Source organism: Neobacillus sp. PS3-12, assembly GCF_030915385.1.
Taxonomy (GTDB): domain Bacteria; phylum Bacillota; class Bacilli; order Bacillales; family Cytobacillaceae; genus JAEVLT01.
Genome location: NZ_CP133268.1, coordinates 237,261 through 256,337, shown reverse-complemented (window position 1 = coordinate 256,337; position 19,077 = coordinate 237,261). Strand labels below are relative to the sequence as shown.

The window sequence follows — 19,077 nt, the reverse complement described above, 5'->3', positions numbered from 1 at the left end:
TCTCCTGAAAAAATAGTGTATAACGGGGATTTAAAAATGAAAGCTGTTGTATTAGAAAAAACCTGTACAGCAAGTGAATTGGCTGTACAGGAAGTTCCAATTCCTAAAGTGAAATCGGGATGGGTACTGGTAAAAATTAATGCCTTTGGAATCAATCGCTCGGAGATTTTTACAATTTTTAAAAGAATATGGTGCGGATTATGTTTTGCTTGATGATGGAAGTTTATCAGAACAACTTTTCTCAGTTTTTCCAAATGGCGTGAACAAAGTTTTAGAACTAGTAGGTACGGTCACATTGAAACATTCACTGAAGTTACTTTCCCATCACGGTGTAGTATTATGTATGACCGGAATATTAGGCGGTGAGTGGGTGTTAGAAAATTTTGAGCCTATGATGGATATTCCTGCTGGTACGTATTTTACTCAGTTTGATAGCGGAGTAAATTTTAAAGAGAAATTGCTAGTTGAACTATTCAACCATTTTGAACAACATAAAATTAAAGTGCCTATTGCAAAGGTTTTCTCATTGGATGAAATACACAAAGCACATCAATTAATAGAAAGCAATGCTGCAAACGGAAAAATTGTGGTTGTTAATTAATAATGTAACTGCCTCCTGAGTATAGCTATCAGTTAAAGAATTAGTTAGGAGTTATCTTGAATTGGTTTTAAAGACAAATAAATATTTACTTGCTTTCGCTATACTTTCCAACAAAAGTTTCAAAATTAGTAGTTTGAGTATTACATTGTTCGGTTGTAAAAAGGGAAAGCTATATGGAAACAGTCGAAAGGACTTTGTTTAATGCATGTCACTATTGCAGTTCTAACCATAATGGCATCCCTGAAGTGGGGCAATTGGAAAAACTGGAGAGAATACCATGCAAGTATGTTTTTTATTTGTGTGGGAGGTTTGCTTTACGAATATATAGTAAAAGAAAATACATTATGGAAATTTCACCCGGATTTCTTATATGGACAAGAAATGATTGTTATTGTTTATGCTCTTATTACAATGCCTATTAGTATCTTAATTTTTCTTTCCCACTTTCCTGAAAAATGGTTTCAAAGACTGATGTTTATAATGCTTTGGTCAGGGATTTACATATTAGTTGAGTGGATATTAAATGTATTTAAGAGGATTTCCTATCAGAATGGATGGAAATTTTGGTATTCATTTTTGTTTGATATCGTAATGTTTTCAGTTATAGCGCTCCATCAGTATAAACCATTCTTAGCATATATTTTTTCTTTATTTATTATCATCTTCTTAATAACTTACTTTAATATTCCATTTAAATTTGATATATAGCTCAAAGCCCATAGCAGTTCATACTTGTTCATACTTTACTAAAGGTACTCTCGTTGAAAAAAAATAATAGGAGTTCTTATAGGAGAATATGCCTTTTGTGTTTAAATATAAGATGAAGGGAGGGATAAAATTATGTTTGAGGCAAAAGGTTTTCAAAGTACAGACTTCGCAGAACTTATTCGGGTAGTTAATGATTTTCTTGGCTCATTAGAGGAAGGAAAGCTTATAGATGTTAAATACAATGCTGTTCCTCTTGCTGCAAGTATGCACACAGAATATGGAGCGAATCCTGATACAAAATATACGGCAATGATTATTATAAAGAAATAGGGAGCTCAATGGATTTTTTTGTCTCTTGCCAATTTTTACAAAAAATGTTATGATTAAAAAGAATTATTTTTGTTCGGTGTAAAGGATTTGTAAATTTTCATCTTGATGATCACTGAGAGCAAGGATAGTATTACGTTGTGTGTGTATACACACTAGGAGGCAATACAAATGGAAAAAGGTACAGTAAAATGGTTTAATGGCGAAAAAGGCTTCGGATTCATCGAACGTGAAGGTGGAGACGATGTATTCGTTCATTTCTCAGCGATTCAAGGTGAAGGTTACAAAACTTTAGAAGAAGGTCAAGCAGTGACTTTTGATGTTGAGCAAGGCCAACGTGGACCTCAAGCTTCAAACGTACGTAAAGCTGCTTAATTATACAAAACAGGGAAGGCAGGCTCTTTTATGGGAGTCTGCTTTTCTTTTTTCTTGTGAAACAAAGAAACCCCACTCGTAAAGGAGTAGGGGACATGAAAACAGGCAGGGGATTCATCCGTTTATTGTTTGGTCATATTTATCCCTCAGGCTTTTTACATCTTCTTTAGGTGGTAACCCAAACATACGGGAATATTCACGACTGAATTGCGATGGACTTTCATAGCCGACCCGGAATGCAACATCAGCAGCATCCGCTGATTCAGATAATAACAGGTGCCTAGCTTCTTGTAGCCTTAGTTGTTTTTGAAACTGAATCGGGCTCATAGCAGTTACCTCTTTAAAGTGCCTATGAAGCGAAGAAACACTCATATTCGCGATTTCAGCTAGTTCCTCAATCTTAAACGACTTTTCATAATTATTCATGATGTGTTCAATCACGTCACTGATTTGATTAGCAGAGCTCCCCTCTATTGCGATTTGTTTCAGCATCCTACCATATTCTCCTTGTAAAACTCGATAAATGATTTCTTTCATAATTAAAGGAGCAAGTACCGGGATATCCTTCGGATTATCTAGTAGTCGAGCTAATCTGGTTACTGCGTCCAGAAGAGATGGCTCTATTTTGCTAACAAACAAACCTCGCGTAGCATTTTCCTTCTTTTCAACACCCATTTCAGTTTCACGTAACACCTCTAAAATTTCACTCGGTGTAAATTCAAGTTTGAGAGCCAAATACGGAACATTGGAAGAGGCTTCTGTCACTTGTGCAGTTACGGGCAATTTAACGGATGCAACCAAGTAATCGGCAGGACCGTACCTGAAGGGTTCCTGTGCCAGTAATACCTCCTTCATCCCTTGAACGATAATACATAAGGAAGGCTTGTAAACTCCGTAATTTGGTCCAGTATCGTTAGAGTACCGAGAGAAATATAAAGACGGAATATCAGTAGCATGGGAGCCGTCACGTCCTGTGTAACGCTCTATGATTTTGGTCAGCTCAACTCTTTGTTTATATAATTGTTCAAACATATAATCCCCCTTTTCTTCATCCGTGATGGTCCCATTATAATGTAAGTTCATTTTTTGTGTAAATGGCTGTGAGAGGATTAGGCAATCATTTGAAAGGATTGTGATACCAGTCGTATTTTCATTTGTTGCATAATAAGAATGCAAGTTATCTCACTTCCAGGAAAACAGGCTGGAGCAATGTCAAATATCGCATTTACAGATGTAGAATAGCACAAATGCTCGAATGGTTTAACAAATCAGGCAATTCATCGCTTTCGCCCGTAACACAACTCAGATGGAGTCTTTTTGCCGAAAAAGGATAAAAAAGAAAGGAAGATGAAATTTGCAAAAGCGTATGTTAGGGAATAGCGGCTTAGAAGTTTCTGCTATAGGTCTTGGCTGTATGGGAATGAGTCATGGCTATGGTCCTCCATCGGACAAGAAAGAGATGATTTCGCTGATTCATGCAGCCATTGATCGAGGCGTTACTTTCTTCGACACTGCCGAAGTTTATGGTCCATATGTGAATGAGGAGTTGGTTGGTGAGGCTCTGGAACCTTTCAAGGGAAAAGTGGCCCTTGCCACTAAATTCGGTATCAAAATGGAAAATGGCAAGCAGGTGCTTGATAGCAAACCGGAAATTATTCGACAATCAGTTGAAGGCTCGCTAAATCGACTAAAGGTTGATACTATTGACCTCTACTACCAGCATCGGGTTGATCCAAATGTGCCGATTGAGGAAGTAGCTGGTGTTGTACAAGACCTAATTAAGGAAGGTAAGGTTAAACATTGGGGGCTTTCTGAAGCAGGTGTGGAAACGATTCGTCGCGCACATGCAGTTCAGCCTTTGACTGCGATTCAAAGTGAAAACTCCATGATGTGGAGAAGTCCTGAAGAACAACTGCTGCCTACCCTTGAAGGACTTGGAATCGGCTTTGTACCGTTTAGCCCTCTGGGCAAGGGCTTCCTTACTGGAAAGATTGATAAAAATGCAACATTCGTTAGTTCCGATTTTCGCAGTATTGTTCCTCGCTTCAAACCGGAAAATATCGAAGCCAATCAGATATTGGTGGAACTGATAAAGAATATTGCGGTAGGGAAAGAAGCAGTTCCTGCTCAAATCGCATTAGCATGGGTACTTGCTCAGAAACCATGGATTGTTCCGATTCCCGGTACAAGGAAACTGGAACGTCTGGAAGAAAATCTTGGCGCAGCGGATGTTGAGCTGACTGCAGAAGAACTACATGATTTGAACGATGCACTATCAAAGATTGAAGTTTCGGGAGAGCGCTACCCGGCAGAATACGCAAATAGAGTGGGTAAATAAAAGACATTCAAAATTAATAAACAGGAGGAATTTTTTATGCAAAAAGTTATTTTAAATAATGGTGTTGAAATGCCGATAATTGGTTTTGGTGTTTTTCAAATTCAAGATGAAAAAGAATGTGAACAAGCTGTTTATGATGCTATTATGGCTGGTTATCGACTGATTGATACCGCAGCCTCTTATCTAAATGAAGAAGCGGTTGGCAGAGCTATTAAGCGGAGCGGTGTGCCAAGAGAGGAATTGTTTATTACTACGAAATTATGGGTTCAGGATACTGGTTATGAGAGCACAAAGAAAGCATTTGCCAATTCACTAAAAAGACTTCAATTGGATTATTTAGACTTGTATTTGATTCATCAGCCATTCGGAGATGTACATGGTTCATGGCGAGCTATGGAGGAATTATACAGGGAGGGAAAAATCAAAGCAATCGGAGTAAGTAACTTCTATTCAGACCGCCTAATTGATTTAATCATTCATAATGAAGTTGTTCCTGCCGTAAATCAGGTCGAAACACATGTTTTCAATCAACAAATTGAAAGTCATAACTTTATGAAAGAGAACAATGTTCAGATTGAGTCTTGGGGACCGTTTGCAGAAGGAAAAAATAACATGTTCCAAAATGAAACTTTGTTATCAATTGCTGAAAACTATAACAAAACCGTTGCCCAGGTGGTTTTACGTTGGTTGATACAAAGAGGTGTCGTTGTGATTCCAAAGTCTGTTCGTAAGGAAAGAATTATCGAAAACTTCAATATCTTTGACTTTGAATTAAGTCAAGAAGATATGGAGAAAATTGCTACCTTAGATACGAAACAAAGCCTATTCTTTTCACATCAAGACCCTGAAATGGTGAAATGGATCGGGACACGTAAACTTGATATTTAATTTTCATTCTTATCAACAATCAAAAGATATTCTGGGTTTAGGTGTGAAATAATGTACTTATCCTATAGGGAGCTTTAAAACAATAAGGAATAAAATTAAAGAGCCTAAAATATGCAAGTTTTTATTCATTTCTTGCGTATTTTGGCTCTTTTTATATACGAAAAGATAATGCTATTTATAGCATTTTTAAATTCCAAATACAGAAGGGGGACTAATACCAATACCCCGAATTGAATTGTAACCAGGAAAAACAATCTATTTGCTTTATATTTCTGTTCTACTCTAGCAACCGTTAAATGTTATTGTAAAAAACTCTATAATCCAAAAGTTCAGGCTGGAGTAATCATGTATACTTCCCATCTTTTTGAATCTATAATTACAGTTTAAGAGTTTTTGTCCAATAATTTTATTGCCGAGCCATCAACCTTCATATCCGTTTCTTGAAATATAGAAAGAAACGCATCCGTTATTTCCGGGTCAAATTGTGTTCCTCTATTTTGACGAATCTCATTCAGAGTATAGGTTAAATTCATTTCATTTCTATAAACACGTTTGGAAACCATAGCATCAAATGTATCTGCAACAGCGACTATGCGAGCAGCCAATGGGATTTCGTCACCTTTTAAACCTTTTGGATAACCTTTTCCGTCATATCGTTCATGATGATATAAAACAATGTCTAAAACACCATTCTTCTTATAATCCGCAACGTGCATAAGCATTTCATAACCGATCGTTGGGTGCGACTTTATTATATTATATTCATCCTCTGATAATTTCCCTGACTTGTTCAATATATGTTCAGGGATACCAATTTTCCCAATATCATGCAACAATCCACCAACACGAACAGTATTACATAAGTCTTTAGATAACTTCATCTTTTCCGCTATTTGTACTGCATATTTCGATACATTTTCTGAATGATGCGAAGTATAACGATCTCTTGAATCCAAAGCATTTACAAGAGCCAATTTTAATTCTAAAGTATGATTTTTTACCCTTTGAACATATTTCATCATTCCTGCAGAAATAAACGTTACTAAAAAATAGGTCATTAAAAAAATTAAAAATGTACTTTCTTCTGCATTCGGCACGAAATAATATCTGCAAGCAACAGTCAAAACAGTTAAAACAATCAAAAAAACAGGTTTATTATAAAAACCAATACCTAAAAAAATGACAGAAATAATATAAAGCATAAAAAAATTATCATTATTAGGAAGAACAATGCTGATTAGTACACTTAATAATAAAAACAGCACAAACCCAAAGCGAAAATAAGTGGAATTATCCAAAATTTTACTGAAGTTCCCCATTTTGACTTCCTTTCGTTTAGAAAAAGATAGTAAAAATGCACTAAAAATTCTTTTCACATGATACCACATTTTGTTCGAAAATAAGGTTTTATACTGAATAGAAAGTTTTTTTTAATATTTCAGTCTAGTTAGCCCTTACAAAAAGGGTGGAGTGTATGTAAGATTTGGAATCACTTGTATAACTAACAGTTTAGTGCAATAAAAAAGAAGGCTGCCGAAACCAACCTTCAGTAACACAAAGTATTAGATTGCAATTTATTTACTATATAAAAGTACGAGTACACATGATAAAAATGTTATACCTGCCAAAGGAGTCATGACCAACCTCTCTTTTTTACTTTTTGAAACTAAATTTCCTAATGTACTTAATCCCATGAAAACAGTAATAATTATCACAAATAATTTTGTTGGTAAATGGAATCCCACTGATAGAACTTTTGAATGGATTAAAAAAATGAAACCAAAAAATAGTAATAATATTGCAGACGGTAAGCTCATGATTCTCATTTTCTTCGGTAACACACCCTGATATTTTCCACCCCAGCTATATTCCGCTAATGGCAACCCCAAAAAGAGTAAGAATTGAAAGACCGCAATGCCAACCGATACAACTGCCACGATGATAGCAGCTATTTGGATTAATAATAATTCTTTCATTTAAGATACCTTCCTTTTCTTAGTAAAAAATTTACCAGTTATTCTAATTAGGGGTAAGTACAACGAATAGTGATTTACCAATAAGTTCTACCTAATTGCTGATAGTTCCTTCTGTCGCTAACCTGATCCTTTAGCTCAAGATTTGATACATTATTATACGGATTTCTTTTGGATCCGATTCCACTTGTAAATGAAATTTTATTGAAGAGATATAATTTACAGAATTTTTCAATAATATATGGTAAGATTTAACCAGCTTGGATTTAGGAGGAATTTTACAAGCCATATTATCGGGTTTCTGTTGAAGTGGTTGAAAAATTGCCAGCTCCAAATTTTCTCGGACATCTTTGTTAATAAGGTGATGTTCACCCCGCTTGCCGTTGGAAAAATTATTTTAGCTATTGCAGGTGAAAAAGCAGTTTGTTGAAATGAATGGAATGGGGGAATAAAAATGTATTTACGATCTACAAACGTTATGTTGAAACCAAACAGTCGACAAACGGCAGAAAAAATAGGGGAATATTTCAACGAAATTTTTAAAAAGCAAAAAGGGTTTAAAACAGTATATTTTGGGACAAATGATGAAATCGGGGCAAGCATTGTTATCACCGTTTGGGAAACAAAGGAAGACGCAGATGAGGCTACACAAAAGATTTTCCCACTCCTCCAGAAGGAATTCGGAGAATACATTAAAGGAGCTGCTACACAAGTATACGAAATAGTGGAATTTTAACGTTCAATATAGATAATTTTTTTGAAAAAAGCCAAATTGATAAACCGGTTCCTTTTCTATCACAAAACGTGTATTTACATCTAATAATGTAAAATAAAATCAATATCAATTCGCACCGCAAATATTTGCGGTGCTTTTTTATTTAATATGAACTTAGCGATTCACTGTTCTTGTTTTGGATCTTTGAGTTAAAGCCCCCGATAGTTTAAGAAGAAATTTTTAAAGTTGGAGATTTATATGATTTAAAGTCACATTCAATATTTATCAGACTTTCTCCGCCAACTCTAAAATAATTCCCTCTGGACCACGAACGTAGCATAACTTATAACTTTCTTCATATTGCTGTATCTCACTAAAGATTTCCGTGCCCTTCTTTTTCAATTTTGCAACAATAGCTTCAATATCTTCAACAGCAAAGCATATATGTCGGATACCCAGCGTATTGGAAAAAGGTTGCTGATTATCTTTTTCATCTGACGGCGTATAAAATTTGACTAGCTCTATCCATGCCTGACCATCTGGCATCCCCAATCCTACACATGCCGTTTTAACATCATTAAGCCCAACTATTCTGTCCAACTGTTCTCCATCCAATTCCCATTCCGCTTGCACTTCAAGTCCTAAATCAAGAAAAAACTCTGTAGCCTCTGAAAGATCATTTACATTAATACTCACATGATCTATTCTATTGATCTTCATATCTCATACCTCCTATTTTCCTGTTTTTATCAATACCTGTATTCGTGTAAGGTTGGGTTGAAATTCAAACTCGCTTAAAACAGAAAATATCCTTCTTCAACAAACCTGCCCAGTTTGTTCAATAAAAAAAGTTATCAATAGGGTCTTTAATTTATTAAAAGATTTCTTTTATGAAAGTAAAATTCTTAAGAAGTTCATTTTCATTGATCGATATCCTATTCGTTAAATCTTTCGTTCTTAATACAAACTCTTTAACACCTATAAATTCTGATTCACTAATCAAGTAAAACTGTGTTCCTTTTTTATATCCATTAAACCGCTTTTTTAGTCCATATAACTTCATTTAATAACCTCTAGTGATGAATTATAATATTATTTGTTTGTGCTATTTTCTAAACATTTGTTCTAATTCTTCTACATTGGCAGGAACAGCAGTTGTCCCTTTGTTTACCTGATAAATACTTAACAAGTGTTAATATTGCTTATTTGCACAAACTCTTGCCATTGTTGAAGGTGAGAATATTATTCTGTATTTTTCTCTAAATTCCTTCTTTCTTTTTTCTGCAATTTTAGCACCTTGTATATTGTTTTCTTCTTCCATTTCAATACCATTAGAAAAGTTCTGACAAATATTCCAAAATCGTATTTCGTGAAAATGCTGATATCAGTAAATAGCATATAATTATGACAAACGAATTAACTTCTTATTATAGTGTAATATGAAAAGTTGACTAAAAAACTAATCAAAGACAACCATCTTATCATAATTTTTTGCATCACGTCTAAATATAATGAACCATGACCTTATTTTATAAGAAAAGAGGGTTATGGATGAAGTGTAAAATACATCGATGTAATTGTCGAAAGATCTGGTCTATCCAGAATCGAAAAAAGAGGATAACGGCTAAAGCGATTCTCCTGAACGGAAATTGGACGACAGAAGTAAAACCTGATCGAAGATTAGACCCAAAAGGATTTGTCATTACTAACGACACTCAGGAAATTATCACAGATCCCCCAATGGAATTACTTAAGCAATATAAAAAAGTAACAAAACTAATTTACAATAAAAATACTGTTGAGTTTAATATTAAATTTGGAGAATTTTTATGGTTTGCGGAAGATGGAAGCTGTTATTTGTTAACTAAGATGAATACGATGTAGCGGGGAAGCCCTTCATTTGTTTTGCTTCAATGATCGTTGCTACGGTCACTTTTCTTTTTGAGAAACTTTAGTATCTTGAAGGCGTATAAATATAAAAAGAAAACGTGAAGTCTAAATGAGGCGAATCAATTGGGTATAGCTGCTTGGATTGGCATCGGCATTGGCATAGCGGCTGCAATAGGCTTATTGGGAAGATCGAAAAGGAAAAAATAAATTCATTTCTTCCATATGAATGTTCTTTAATTACGAACGGGGTGCTTTTGTGGAAGGAAGAGGAGGAGAACCATGGAGGAGTATGTATCAAAACTCAAAAATCGCATCATTAAGGCACATAAACGGGCTAAAGGGCTGTTCCCCGGACGCCGCCTGAGTTTGGAAGTAAGGAACGAAACCATTTTCCTTCTCATCCAGTCTTCGGGCGAACAATTGGAGAGTGACATCGAGAATTTCTATAGCCTGGACAAATCCGATCCTTCTGATGAGGTGTTCGTGATCGATTTTGATTTCAGCTAAAGCTGAATGATTTCGATCTTCTTTAATTAACGGATCAGGTGAGTGCAAGAAGAGTAATGTTCAATTTCCAATAGCAATAAAAACTAACAAAAGTCCGGTATATAACAAATTATCCAACACCTCCAACTCCAAAACTAAACGATAGTCCAACCCCTTTTCTGGAAAGATGAAGATTGGCCCCTACCATCTACTATTTTACCTTTTTTGGTTCTACGTGAACATCTCCAAAACTTAGTCTATTGAAGTCCTTACTGGAATAACAGGGGCTTTCTTCGATGTACCGACTGCTACAAAAATGGAAGCCTTTTGTTATGGGGCTAAAGGATCAGGTTAGTTAAACAAGAAATGGTTTTTCAACAGATCTTACTACCACAAAAATTCACTCTTAATCGATCGGAAAATCACTCATTTACCTATTAACCAAATCTATTAATTCCTGTAACGTTTCCCCTAATATTATCTTTTCGGCTTGAAATGATCGCTGCGATGTTCTTTTTGCTTATTACCACGAAGAAACTGCCAAAATCAAATGGGTTGATAATGACACTGTTGTTATAAATGGACATAAATTAGACGTTCCTAATAAAACTTTTGATTTTCGCCAAAATAAGCATTTTAACTGGATTTCATACTACTATCGGGTAGCTTTTTGTTGAACAAGCAACTTACTAAAAGACAACCAAAAAACACCGTCCATTTACGGTGTTTTTTGGTATGCAAATTAACTTGTTGTTTTCACAACTATTTAAAAATTTTGTACTTCAAACATGAACAGTTATTAATTAGGTGATTTTTTAGTTGAGTTCTTGTGTATAGTAATGAATTGCTCCTTTGCCCATTGGCTATATTTTTGATCAATATAATGTACATTTGCATATGCTAAAACAACATCAACAATCTAATTCGAATGGGAAAGGAGGGGATGTTAATGAAAAAGAGGAAAATAAGAAAATTATCTTGGAAATCCTTTCTGGCCGCTCCAATTTTATTTTTGCTTGCTCCTCTTACCGTAGGATTCTATCTCACCCATCCTATTCCAGCAAGAACCATAAAAAATCCGGGAGAATACGGACTTGAATTTGAAGAAATTGAATTCCTCAGCCGAAAAGACAAAGTGAGGCTTTCAGGCTGGTGGATCGACGCTTGTACACCGAATAGAAGTAATAAAGTGGTCATTACAGCCCATGGCTATACCAATGAACGTGCCATGGAGGGGATTGAGGGGTTACTGCTTGCTAAATTTCTTTCGGAAAACGGCTATAACGTTCTCATGTTTGATTTTCGGAATGCCTGGCAAATCAAAGGGAAGAACCACTGGAATCGGGTATTTTGAAAAACATGATCTATTTTCTGCAATTGATTTTTCAATTAAGGAAAAAAAACAGGAGAAAATAGCCCTTCTTGGTTGGAGCATGGGAGCTTCTACAGCTCTTGTTGCCGGATGCGAGCACCCAAATGTTAGCGCTATCATTGCTGATAGCCCATTTAGTGATTTAGAATCTTATTTAAGACAAAACCTTTCGTTTTGGTCAAAGTTACCCAGCCGACCTTTTACCCCTATGATTATCTATTCCATGAAAAAACTTTTAAAAATAGACTCAAGTGATGTATCACCCATGAATATTGTAAAAAATGCAATTGGCAAATCATTTTTATTAATTCACAGCAAGAGTGATGAAGCGATACCATACTTGGAAAGCGAAAAGATCTATCAAGAAATATCTTCAGGACACCATAAAGAGTTATGGTTGACAGAAAATGCTGAACATATCAATTCATATCTTGTCTTCAAGGAAGAATATGAAAGACGTGTTCTTACGTTTTTAAATGAGCATTTTATGTAAAAGTTTGTAACTACAGTCCCAGCAATATACTATATGTTAAAAAGAATGAGATGTTTTTAATATCTCATTTATAACGCCTCCGAAAAGATACATATATTATTGCATAAGTGTCACTTTTCAATATTTTCAATGATTACACTTTCTATCGCTGTGCCTTTGAAACTTTGCCTAATTCAATAATAAAATCACTATTAGCTTTTGCAAAAGCCTTATGGCATTCTTCACCTTTAGTAGTTCTATGGTCTATTCCCCTGAATTGACCATGTATCTCTCTTTTTCTTTGTTCATATTTATCCACAATTTCAGACATTTTAGATTTGGTGGTTTTATCCCGTAAAAGCGAATATACTGTTTTTGCCTCATTTACACTCAAATCATTAGCCCCGCCCCAATAGTCTTTTTGTTCTCTTTGTAGTCCATCATTTTCCCAACCACAAATTGGACAAATATCATAATCATCAGGGCTAACGGATCAGTTTAGTGGAAGAATCGCCTTTAGCTCTAATTAAGCAATCGGGAAAGATTGTTGAGGATGTAGTTCAGTATTAATAGTAGTGAACCTTACCATAAGTAAATAAGATTTTTTCTAAAAAAAATAACAGCATCCTTCCACTAAATAGGAAAGGTGCTGTTTTATTAGATTAATAAATGTTTCCTGAAGGCATCTTTTTTGTTTTTTAATTGATTTAAAAGCTTTGGTCAATTATTTTCATACGATTAGTTTATCGTGCTAAATATTAGACTCAGAATATTTCACGGTTCTCTCACAAATTGCATTGGGTTATCAGGGAATCGTCCATAGATGGAACTGGGAGGCAATTATGCGGGTACGCAATCGATAAAATAATCAATGCCCAGGTAGAATATAGCAATGAGAACAAAAAATACTTTGTCATTTTACTCTTTTTTCGAAAAAATCAAGCATTCTGCATGAGTTATTTCGTATTAATAAGCACTACATTCAGGTATAGCCCCAAGAATTACAAAGTCTTACACTTAAAATGAAATATGTTGCAAAACTGTCTAAAGCTGACTATTCTCACGTGAAGAAGAAGGTGGCTCCTCCATCCAGCCATGTTTCATTAAAATTATTCCTCCATCTTTAGTGAAATCAAACTGTTTTGTCATGATATTCCCCAAATGAAGTAGTAAGTCGCTCCGAAAACTGAAGGCAGCCCCAACTGAATTGCTTCCCAGTCCGAACATGGTTAACAAATTAGTATTATACATCATAAGTTTATCGGAAAAAGGCGAAATGGTCGAGGTTGTAATGACGCCCCCCCATGAAGAAGGAGCAGGTATATCGCTTTCTAATAAAAGATTGCTCATGGTTGATACTATTTCCTTAGCTAATTCTTTTCCTCTGGCAAAATACTTCTTGACTTCCGGTACTTCAGCTACTTGCTCAAAAGCAATCATTAATTGCATCCCTGAAAGATTGGACTCTAACGATTGGTAAACCAAACCAATCTCCACAGTATTGAGCGGCCTCTTCTTTTGAAATGGATTTAAACCACTTGTATAACTCGTATCTACAATGAAGTCGACTTTTTTAGGCATAGGCACAACGGGGGGAAGCGTTAGAATGCCTTTATCCAAAAGATATTGCGTAGTTGTAGAATAAGCTCGTTGAGTATCCGTCGTAAAGTCCATGTACAATTCACGGATGTCTGGTCTATATGACATTCCAGAGTGTAAGGAATAAAGGCCTGTCAAAACTTTACTCATCATTCGAATGTACAAAATTACGTAGTTATCATCAAATAATTGTGGTGCATTTTTATTTACATCACTTTCAGTAAAAGCGGTGGGAATAACAGCTCCTGCATTATTAAAAATCGTTTTAATTTTTTCTTCATTTTCACTTTCGGTTATGTAAATATTTTGTAAAACATCTCTAGTTTCTTTCTCATTAGCCTTTTCAATAAAATATTCCAGAACCCTAAGCGCCATTGATTTTTCTCGATAAGCCTGCCATAAGTTTCCTAGCTCAGAAGCCGATAAAGGTAAGTTTGACACGTTGTTGCCCCCTAAATTAAATGGTTAACTACATTATTCTCTATACTTGTTTTTTTACTCTAAATTCCTCAATGCATTCAAAATTACATAAATAATCATTCTTACTTGATAAGCTGAGGAGGGGGTTGGAATGAATAAAGAAATTGAAGAAATCATTGTTAAATCTTTCTTTAACAAAAGGATTCAACAAAGGGTATTATTTGAATTATCTTCACCGAAAAAAAGATGAGACCCATTAAGAGGATTACGTCACAAGTACTATGACACCCTTCGCAATGATTTTATGATTAAAATTCCCGAACCTAATTCAAACTTTGAAAAGATAGCTGAAATGTTGAAAAATCACGGTGCTGGAGAGTTTTGTTACTCATTATCGGACTGTGAAGAAATTGAAAGTAAAGAACTGCCCTTATTAACCGCATTAGAAAAGGCTGTTGGATACATAATGCCGTCAATCATTTCTTGTATTTCAGGAAAGCTTGCTTATTTTGAATCTGAACAGAGTTACGGACCTCCACCAAGATTTATTTTAAAAAGACCTTAATAACAAAATGTGATATATATTTTCACCAATAATCCTTATTCAGCTAACGGGTGCGTTACTTCAAAAAAATTATTTATTTTCTCTTGTTTTAATTATATTTTTTTCTTAAATTTATGAGTAAATAGGAAGTATTTCTTATTTTTAATATCGAATAGAATAGTACAAAAGTTGTTAAAAACCAAAAAGCGAGGTTCCTAAAGGGTGATAAATTTACTATTAGTAACGACGGAAAAACAACATAGATGGAGTCTCAAGAACATGTTGTAGTCTAGTTGCAGGAACAGCCAGATTTTCTTTTGTAGAAAAAAAGACAATGGAGGTAATTAATATGGCATTCAAGTCGGAAGACATACAAATCAACTCCATCAATTGCCCATACGGAGTGACGAAAAATCATACCGATGAATTCAGAAACCTGATCATCACTTTTCGTGCTGGGGAGCAGCCCGAAAAGTATTCAGCGGATTTGTATAATGACGGAAGTCTTTCAATAGAAGATGTCCGCGGTATGGAAGATAAAAACGAATATCAAAATGTTCTCAAAATTTTGCTGCGTTCAGAGAAATTAAGAGCAATTTTGACGGAGGTGGGCTGGCTCTAACCTAATATCCCGTTCAGATTTCTTTCACAGAATAAGATCCAATGATTTTTGACATGGAAAAAGAACTTAAAGTGACACCGTATGGAACTTAATCCAAAAATACATATGTTTACTAAAGGACGAAATGAGAGTCAGCTCTTTCATCTAAACAAGTTTGTGAATTATTACACTTATTCGAACGTGGGCGTTTCTAAAATAAGAGGAGACGCTTTTTTCTTATTAAAATAATGGATAAGGTTAGTTTTTCCTGTGTAATTTAAAGATAATAAAATTATAGATTATATACCGAAAATTGAAAGGCGCGAGTACCTATGGGAAAAATAATATTTGAACTTTTTGTAATTTTCCCTAGAATTGGTCAAACAATTTGAGAAATGGGAATTTACGAGAATGGTAAATAGGCACTTGAGATAAACGTTAAACTGATATGGTGATATATACGATTTTCGAACCGGAATCGACTATGAACCAGATAAACCTTTAACGATAGAGATGAAAAAGTTTTTGAGGGCGACCTGTCCGTATTGATAAAGCGATGAAGGGTGATTGAAAAACGAAACACTCTTGTTGAACTAAGGCAGTTTTGCACAACAATGTCATTTTCAAAAAATTGAGATTTCTACTTGTGCCTTACGTAACTTAATGATGTATAATGAACGTTACAGCAGGATGAAACGCGGGCCAGCGGCCAAAAAAATCGAACAAAATAAACTCGAAATCGGAGGAAAAACGGACATGAGGAAACTCGTATTGTTCATGCATGTGTCGCTTGACGGGTATGCATCGGATTCGAATGGAGGACTCAATTGGATTCCGTACAACGAGGAATTTGAGAAATACGCCGAGGAGATCGTAGCCGAAGTCGGAGCTCCCGTTTATGGACGCACGACGTATCGTATGATGGAGAGCTACATGGAGCATGCCAAATGGCTGCAGGACGTTAAGAAGATCGTCATTTCCGGCACGATGGACAAGGTGGAATGGAACAATACGATGCTGATCAAGGACAATATCGCAGAGGAAATAAAGGTACTCAAAGAGCAGCCCGGCAAAATCTCGTTATCTTCGGCAGTCCGGGAGCGGCGAAGACGCTGCTTAAGCTCGGCCTTATTGACGAATTCCAGCTTACAATTTGTCCGGTCGTCCTGGGCGGCGGAAAATCGGTATTCGACGGCGGCGAGAAAATCAGGCTCAAGCTGCTGTCCAGCCGAACGCTCAAGTCGGGCATTATCGCAGCCCGCTATGAGTTGGAGAAATAGCCGTACAAGGTGTTCAGCTAACGGAGAACGATAGCTTAATTAACCGCCCTTTACGGGGCGGTTATAGTTTTGGCTGAAAATCAACATTGAGAATTAATATAGCCAAAAAAATAAAGTTTGAGGTGACTGTTCAATATGGGCAGTCGCATTTATTATTTTAACAGGATAGATCCTTATGGTCGGTCGCATTTGAATGCCAATATCTTTACAGGGGATATTATCGTGACCGATTTTGGGGATATTCCTGAGCTTGGAAATATTCAAACTACTAGTCTGCAAGGGGCATATGAAAATTGGAAAAGCTCAAAGATAGCAAAAGAAATCAGCTGTAGTTGTTCTGGTGTTGCTTGCTTAGGACCCATTAGGACCCAATATATTAGTGAAGAACAGTTATTATCAAAATGAGGATTTTCCAATTAAAAAGGCGAAAACTACAAAAGATTAAGATTTTCTAAAAGGCGGATTTGATTACCGTCTTTTTTGTTTTATTATATTTGTGAAAAAATTCACTTAAAGTAACTGACAGTTTACTTCAATAAGCACAATTTTGAAACGTGATTTATCCCGACAGACCAAAATCCAAGATTATCCGAATGAATGTCACCATTAGGTAATTCTAAAGGAGAACAACGGCGGACCTTTTGAATCTGCTCTGAATCAACTTTTACTTTCCGAACTACACCACTGTCCATTAATTTTTTCAAAACTTTTTTTTGTGCATATTTGGGTTTCTAAAATTCCCACCTGTTTTTCTCTATGTTTTTCATTTCATCTAAATAACTTGATATGCTATAAATTCGGTTTACCAGCTTTTGATAATCATCCATAGAAATCTCCTTAAGAATTTTAGACTTGATCCTAATTGTTTAAAATATGTTCGTCGATGGACAGCCTTTTTTTTTGTGCTTACTCTATACGTCTACTCATATACTCTTTCTTCTAAATATAATGAATTAAAGTCAGTATGAAAGGGGGTGATACTCATGAGTTTTAATAATAGTAATGACTATGAATACTGTAAAAAATGCTATAAACAAAAACAATTTTGCACATGTCAAGAGGAGGTTAATCCTTGTGACCAGACATTTTGTGAGCATAATCCATTATCCCAATCAATAGGGGAACAGGAACAGCAGCAGCAACAACAACAGGGAGGGCTTGAACAAGAGCAAGGTCCTCAAACGCAAGAGCAAATTCAAGAAGGTCAAAGGCAAGGTCCTCAAACACAGGAACAAGAGCAGGGACCACAAACGCAAGGAAACCAGCAGCAAGGTCCTCAAAGCCAAGCACAAACTGAAGTTCAGAACCAAACGGGAGGAGCTCAAGACCAAGCACAAACCGAAAATCAAAACCAAGCCCAAGGTGCACAGACACAAACCCAAAGACATGGGGATCAAAACCAACAAAACAATCAGTCTATTTCAACCACAGTGGATGTGGATGGAGTTACCTTAAATGTAAAGTGCGGAGATTGTAAGCCTATTATTTTTCCAAGCTTTCCATTCAACTTCCATAAAAAACAAAGGAATATGAATAATTGTGATGGGGGGTGTGATGACATGGGAAATTGTGATTGCCAAGAAAATGAAGAAGATAAATGCCCGAAAGACTGTAATTGTTGTGTCCGCAATCTAGCGAATTTGTTAAATCAGGTTCGACAGTTTCAAGCTACAACTCCAATTACCATTCCACCAAATGATCTACAACAAATTGCAATTAATATCTTTTTTAGCGTAGTGACGGGGCTAAGGAATCCGACTACAGGGCAAGTCATTACCGATGTAGTGGATTGTTCTGTTGTTACGTTTAGAACAGCAGGACAAACTACACCTGTTCCCAATACAACAGTACAATTATGTGACGTTGCAGGCATTTGTGCGACAATATCGACTACTCCTACACCTACACCTACCCCTAATATTTTTCAATTTCTACTTCAACAGGCAAATAACGAAACGGAAGACTGTTCATGCAATAAGAAAAATAAACCTTGTAAGTGTCCATGCTGTGCCAGAGGAATTGGAGAAGAGTTGAGTTGTGCAGCCAAATTTGGGCTGAAACTTAATGTATTGATTAATGGTCTACCGATTTCTACAACACCTGCACTACCTCCTCTCTATGTATTAAAAGTAAAAGACTGTTTAGCCTATTTCGTTAACGATTTAATTAACCCAACCGAGATCTGCGTATTCTCTTTGTGTGCTATCGCTGGGTTTACTGTGGTAAGTCAAACGTTAGGGTAATAGAATCCACTTGAAATTGTAAGATGCTGAACTCGATTATATTCAGGTGATAAAGAATATCTAATGCAATCTTTTTGCAACAGCGGCCTAAGGTTTTAAATGGTACAAGCTGCAAGGCAATAACTTCTATTAAGTCAACTTCCAGCAATACTAATCATTTTTTCTCGCCCCATAGTCCATTTTTCCTCGGCATATGGTTCTCATTTTATCATAGGTAAAAAGTTACAGGGATTAAAAAAATAAAT

26 protein-coding genes and 1 pseudogene are annotated in these 19,077 nt (G+C 35.7%); 18 read left to right on the top strand and 9 right to left on the bottom strand.

What is annotated here, in order from left to right; translation table 11 throughout:
* The first annotated feature begins 36 nt into the window (after positions 1-36).
* The 5 genes from RCG17_RS01380 to RCG17_RS01360 all read left to right on the top strand — a co-directional run bounded on the left by RCG17_RS01380 (position 37) and on the right by RCG17_RS01360 (position 2,011).
* Positions 37-213, top strand: a complete 177-nt coding sequence (locus RCG17_RS01380) for a hypothetical protein (RefSeq protein WP_308173516.1) — start codon at positions 37-39, stop codon at positions 211-213.
* Complete coding sequence (locus RCG17_RS01375) at positions 206-601, top strand: zinc-binding dehydrogenase (protein ID WP_308173515.1); 396 nt, start codon at positions 206-208, stop codon at positions 599-601. Before RCG17_RS01380 ends, RCG17_RS01375 begins: the two co-directional genes overlap by 8 nt.
* Positions 602-802: 201 nt before the next feature.
* Positions 803-1,309, top strand: coding sequence for a CBO0543 family protein (locus RCG17_RS01370; RefSeq protein ID WP_308173514.1), 507 nt, complete (start codon positions 803-805; stop codon positions 1,307-1,309).
* A 132-nt stretch (positions 1,310-1,441) separates the two neighbouring features.
* Positions 1,442-1,639 (top strand): sporulation protein Cse60, encoded by a 198-nt coding sequence (locus RCG17_RS01365; RefSeq protein ID WP_308173513.1) that lies wholly within the window; start codon positions 1,442-1,444, stop codon positions 1,637-1,639.
* 168 nt (positions 1,640-1,807) lie between these two features.
* Positions 1,808-2,011, top strand: a complete 204-nt coding sequence (locus tag RCG17_RS01360) for a cold-shock protein (RefSeq protein ID WP_308173512.1) — start codon at positions 1,808-1,810, stop codon at positions 2,009-2,011.
* A 114-nt stretch (positions 2,012-2,125) separates the two neighbouring features.
* On the opposite strand, the gene RCG17_RS01355 is transcribed toward RCG17_RS01360, so the two are convergent.
* Positions 2,126-3,043 (bottom strand): AraC family transcriptional regulator, encoded by a 918-nt coding sequence (locus tag RCG17_RS01355; RefSeq protein WP_308175743.1) that lies wholly within the window; start codon positions 3,041-3,043, stop codon positions 2,126-2,128.
* A 322-nt stretch (positions 3,044-3,365) separates the two neighbouring features.
* Between RCG17_RS01355 and RCG17_RS01350 the strand changes: the two genes are divergently transcribed.
* Positions 3,366-4,349, top strand: a complete 984-nt coding sequence (locus RCG17_RS01350; RefSeq protein WP_308173511.1) for an aldo/keto reductase — start codon at positions 3,366-3,368, stop codon at positions 4,347-4,349.
* 36 nt (positions 4,350-4,385) lie between these two features.
* Positions 4,386-5,237 (top strand): aldo/keto reductase, encoded by an 852-nt coding sequence (locus RCG17_RS01345; protein WP_308173510.1) that lies wholly within the window; start codon positions 4,386-4,388, stop codon positions 5,235-5,237.
* 383 nt (positions 5,238-5,620) lie between these two features.
* On the opposite strand, the gene RCG17_RS01340 is transcribed toward RCG17_RS01345, so the two are convergent.
* Positions 5,621-6,613 carry an HD-GYP domain-containing protein gene (locus tag RCG17_RS01340; RefSeq protein WP_308173509.1) on the bottom strand — a complete coding sequence of 331 codons (993 nt, stop codon included), beginning with the start codon at positions 6,611-6,613 and terminating at the stop codon, positions 5,621-5,623.
* Between the two features lie 198 nt (positions 6,614-6,811).
* Positions 6,812-7,213, bottom strand: coding sequence for a hypothetical protein (locus RCG17_RS01335; RefSeq protein ID WP_308173508.1), 402 nt, complete (start codon positions 7,211-7,213; stop codon positions 6,812-6,814).
* 451 nt (positions 7,214-7,664) lie between these two features.
* On the opposite strand from RCG17_RS01335, the gene RCG17_RS01330 reads away from it, so the two are divergent.
* On the top strand, positions 7,665-7,946 hold the full coding sequence (locus RCG17_RS01330) for a hypothetical protein (RefSeq protein WP_308173507.1): 282 nt from the start codon (positions 7,665-7,667) through the stop codon (positions 7,944-7,946).
* Positions 7,947-8,210: 264 nt separating this feature from the next.
* Here RCG17_RS01330 and RCG17_RS01325 read toward each other — a convergent pair whose 3' ends face one another.
* The 3 genes from RCG17_RS01325 to RCG17_RS01315 all read right to left on the bottom strand — a co-directional run bounded on the left by RCG17_RS01325 (position 8,211) and on the right by RCG17_RS01315 (position 9,246).
* Entirely contained in the window at positions 8,211-8,645 is a 435-nt protein-coding gene (locus RCG17_RS01325) for a VOC family protein (RefSeq protein ID WP_308173506.1), read from the bottom strand.
* Positions 8,646-8,799: 154 nt separating this feature from the next.
* The gene (locus RCG17_RS01320) at positions 8,800-8,988 is read right to left on the bottom strand and encodes a hypothetical protein (protein ID WP_308173505.1); all 189 of its coding nucleotides are present in this window, start codon (positions 8,986-8,988) and stop codon (positions 8,800-8,802) included.
* 129 nt (positions 8,989-9,117) lie between these two features.
* Positions 9,118-9,246: a hypothetical protein gene (locus RCG17_RS01315; RefSeq protein WP_308173504.1), complete on the bottom strand. Its 129-nt coding sequence runs from the start codon at positions 9,244-9,246 to the stop codon at positions 9,118-9,120.
* A gap of 230 nt (positions 9,247-9,476) precedes the next feature.
* Here RCG17_RS01315 and RCG17_RS01310 point away from each other — a divergent pair, with 230 nt between their 5' ends.
* Positions 9,477-9,809, top strand: coding sequence for a hypothetical protein (locus tag RCG17_RS01310; RefSeq protein ID WP_308173503.1), 333 nt, complete (start codon positions 9,477-9,479; stop codon positions 9,807-9,809).
* A 285-nt stretch (positions 9,810-10,094) separates the two neighbouring features.
* Entirely contained in the window at positions 10,095-10,322 is a 228-nt protein-coding gene (locus tag RCG17_RS01305) for a hypothetical protein (protein WP_308173502.1), read from the top strand.
* 416 nt (positions 10,323-10,738) lie between these two features.
* Here the strand turns inward: RCG17_RS01305 and RCG17_RS01300 are convergent, their stop codons facing one another.
* On the bottom strand, positions 10,739-10,888 hold the full coding sequence (locus RCG17_RS01300; protein WP_308173501.1) for a hypothetical protein: 150 nt from the start codon (positions 10,886-10,888) through the stop codon (positions 10,739-10,741).
* On the opposite strand from RCG17_RS01300, the gene RCG17_RS28200 reads away from it, so the two are divergent.
* The 3 genes from RCG17_RS28200 (at position 10,847) to RCG17_RS01290 (ending at position 12,166) form a co-directional block, all read left to right on the top strand.
* On the top strand, positions 10,847-10,978 hold the full coding sequence (locus RCG17_RS28200; RefSeq protein ID WP_374120935.1) for a DUF5412 family protein: 132 nt from the start codon (positions 10,847-10,849) through the stop codon (positions 10,976-10,978). The two genes, RCG17_RS01300 and RCG17_RS28200, sit on opposite strands and share 42 nt — an antisense overlap.
* Positions 10,979-11,250: 272 nt before the next feature.
* Positions 11,251-11,655 (top strand): alpha/beta hydrolase family protein, encoded by a 405-nt coding sequence (locus tag RCG17_RS01295; protein WP_308173500.1) that lies wholly within the window; start codon positions 11,251-11,253, stop codon positions 11,653-11,655.
* The gene (locus RCG17_RS01290; RefSeq protein WP_308173499.1) at positions 11,609-12,166 is read left to right on the top strand and encodes an alpha/beta hydrolase; all 558 of its coding nucleotides are present in this window, start codon (positions 11,609-11,611) and stop codon (positions 12,164-12,166) included. The genes RCG17_RS01295 and RCG17_RS01290 overlap by 47 nt, the downstream gene beginning before the upstream one ends.
* Positions 12,167-12,308: 142 nt before the next feature.
* On the opposite strand, the gene RCG17_RS01285 is transcribed toward RCG17_RS01290, so the two are convergent.
* The gene (locus tag RCG17_RS01285; RefSeq protein ID WP_308175742.1) at positions 12,309-12,614 is read right to left on the bottom strand and encodes a CPCC family cysteine-rich protein; all 306 of its coding nucleotides are present in this window, start codon (positions 12,612-12,614) and stop codon (positions 12,309-12,311) included.
* A gap of 575 nt (positions 12,615-13,189) precedes the next feature.
* The gene (locus RCG17_RS01280; RefSeq protein WP_308173498.1) at positions 13,190-14,185 is read right to left on the bottom strand and encodes a DUF3231 family protein; all 996 of its coding nucleotides are present in this window, start codon (positions 14,183-14,185) and stop codon (positions 13,190-13,192) included.
* 331 nt (positions 14,186-14,516) lie between these two features.
* On the opposite strand from RCG17_RS01280, the gene RCG17_RS01275 reads away from it, so the two are divergent.
* From RCG17_RS01275 to RCG17_RS01255, 5 genes and pseudogenes are all read left to right on the top strand, one after another.
* Positions 14,517-14,729: a hypothetical protein gene (locus RCG17_RS01275; RefSeq protein ID WP_308173497.1), complete on the top strand. Its 213-nt coding sequence runs from the start codon at positions 14,517-14,519 to the stop codon at positions 14,727-14,729.
* A gap of 328 nt (positions 14,730-15,057) precedes the next feature.
* Positions 15,058-15,330 (top strand): hypothetical protein, encoded by a 273-nt coding sequence (locus tag RCG17_RS01270; protein ID WP_308173496.1) that lies wholly within the window; start codon positions 15,058-15,060, stop codon positions 15,328-15,330.
* 980 nt (positions 15,331-16,310) lie between these two features.
* On the top strand, positions 16,311-16,589 hold the full coding sequence (locus tag RCG17_RS01265; protein WP_308173495.1) for a dihydrofolate reductase family protein: 279 nt from the start codon (positions 16,311-16,313) through the stop codon (positions 16,587-16,589).
* Between the two features lie 162 nt (positions 16,590-16,751).
* A pseudogene (locus RCG17_RS01260) lies at positions 16,752-17,034 on the top strand (radical SAM/CxCxxxxC motif protein YfkAB); the annotation flags it as partial.
* Between the two features lie 538 nt (positions 17,035-17,572).
* Positions 17,573-18,832 carry a hypothetical protein gene (locus RCG17_RS01255; RefSeq protein WP_308173494.1) on the top strand — a complete coding sequence of 420 codons (1,260 nt, stop codon included), beginning with the start codon at positions 17,573-17,575 and terminating at the stop codon, positions 18,830-18,832.
* The last annotated feature ends 245 nt before the right edge of the window (positions 18,833-19,077 follow it).

Excerpts from the sequence above, each read along its gene's own strand:
- RCG17_RS01345 (WP_308173510.1), top strand. The coding sequence starts at position 4,386 with ATGCAAAAAGTTATTTTAAATAATGGTGTTGAAATGCCGATAATTGGT.
- RCG17_RS01360 (WP_308173512.1), top strand. The coding sequence starts at position 1,808 with ATGGAAAAAGGTACAGTAAAATGGTTTAATGGCGAAAAAGGCTTCGGA.
- RCG17_RS01305 (WP_308173502.1), top strand. The coding sequence starts at position 10,095 with ATGGAGGAGTATGTATCAAAACTCAAAAATCGCATCATTAAGGCACAT.
- RCG17_RS01310 (WP_308173503.1), top strand. The coding sequence starts at position 9,477 with ATGAAGTGTAAAATACATCGATGTAATTGTCGAAAGATCTGGTCTATC.
- RCG17_RS01355 (WP_308175743.1), bottom strand. The coding sequence starts at position 3,043 with ATGTTTGAACAATTATATAAACAAAGAGTTGAGCTGACCAAAATCATA.
- RCG17_RS01335 (WP_308173508.1), bottom strand. The coding sequence starts at position 7,213 with ATGAAAGAATTATTATTAATCCAAATAGCTGCTATCATCGTGGCAGTT.
- RCG17_RS01370 (WP_308173514.1), top strand. The coding sequence starts at position 803 with ATGCATGTCACTATTGCAGTTCTAACCATAATGGCATCCCTGAAGTGG.
- RCG17_RS01300 (WP_308173501.1), bottom strand. The coding sequence starts at position 10,888 with ATGTCCATTTATAACAACAGTGTCATTATCAACCCATTTGATTTTGGC.
- RCG17_RS01275 (WP_308173497.1), top strand. The coding sequence starts at position 14,517 with ATGTTGAAAAATCACGGTGCTGGAGAGTTTTGTTACTCATTATCGGAC.
- RCG17_RS01295 (WP_308173500.1), top strand. The coding sequence starts at position 11,251 with ATGAAAAAGAGGAAAATAAGAAAATTATCTTGGAAATCCTTTCTGGCC.
- RCG17_RS01270 (WP_308173496.1), top strand. The coding sequence starts at position 15,058 with ATGGCATTCAAGTCGGAAGACATACAAATCAACTCCATCAATTGCCCA.
- RCG17_RS01255 (WP_308173494.1), top strand. The coding sequence starts at position 17,573 with ATGAGTTTTAATAATAGTAATGACTATGAATACTGTAAAAAATGCTAT.
- RCG17_RS01265 (WP_308173495.1), top strand. The coding sequence starts at position 16,311 with ATGGAACAATACGATGCTGATCAAGGACAATATCGCAGAGGAAATAAA.
- RCG17_RS01320 (WP_308173505.1), bottom strand. The coding sequence starts at position 8,988 with ATGAAGTTATATGGACTAAAAAAGCGGTTTAATGGATATAAAAAAGGA.
- RCG17_RS01330 (WP_308173507.1), top strand. The coding sequence starts at position 7,665 with ATGTATTTACGATCTACAAACGTTATGTTGAAACCAAACAGTCGACAA.
- RCG17_RS01365 (WP_308173513.1), top strand. The coding sequence starts at position 1,442 with ATGTTTGAGGCAAAAGGTTTTCAAAGTACAGACTTCGCAGAACTTATT.
- RCG17_RS01290 (WP_308173499.1), top strand. The coding sequence starts at position 11,609 with ATGCCTGGCAAATCAAAGGGAAGAACCACTGGAATCGGGTATTTTGAA.
- RCG17_RS01315 (WP_308173504.1), bottom strand. The coding sequence starts at position 9,246 with ATGGAAGAAGAAAACAATATACAAGGTGCTAAAATTGCAGAAAAAAGA.
- RCG17_RS01380 (WP_308173516.1), top strand. The coding sequence starts at position 37 with ATGAAAGCTGTTGTATTAGAAAAAACCTGTACAGCAAGTGAATTGGCT.
- RCG17_RS01325 (WP_308173506.1), bottom strand. The coding sequence starts at position 8,645 with ATGAAGATCAATAGAATAGATCATGTGAGTATTAATGTAAATGATCTT.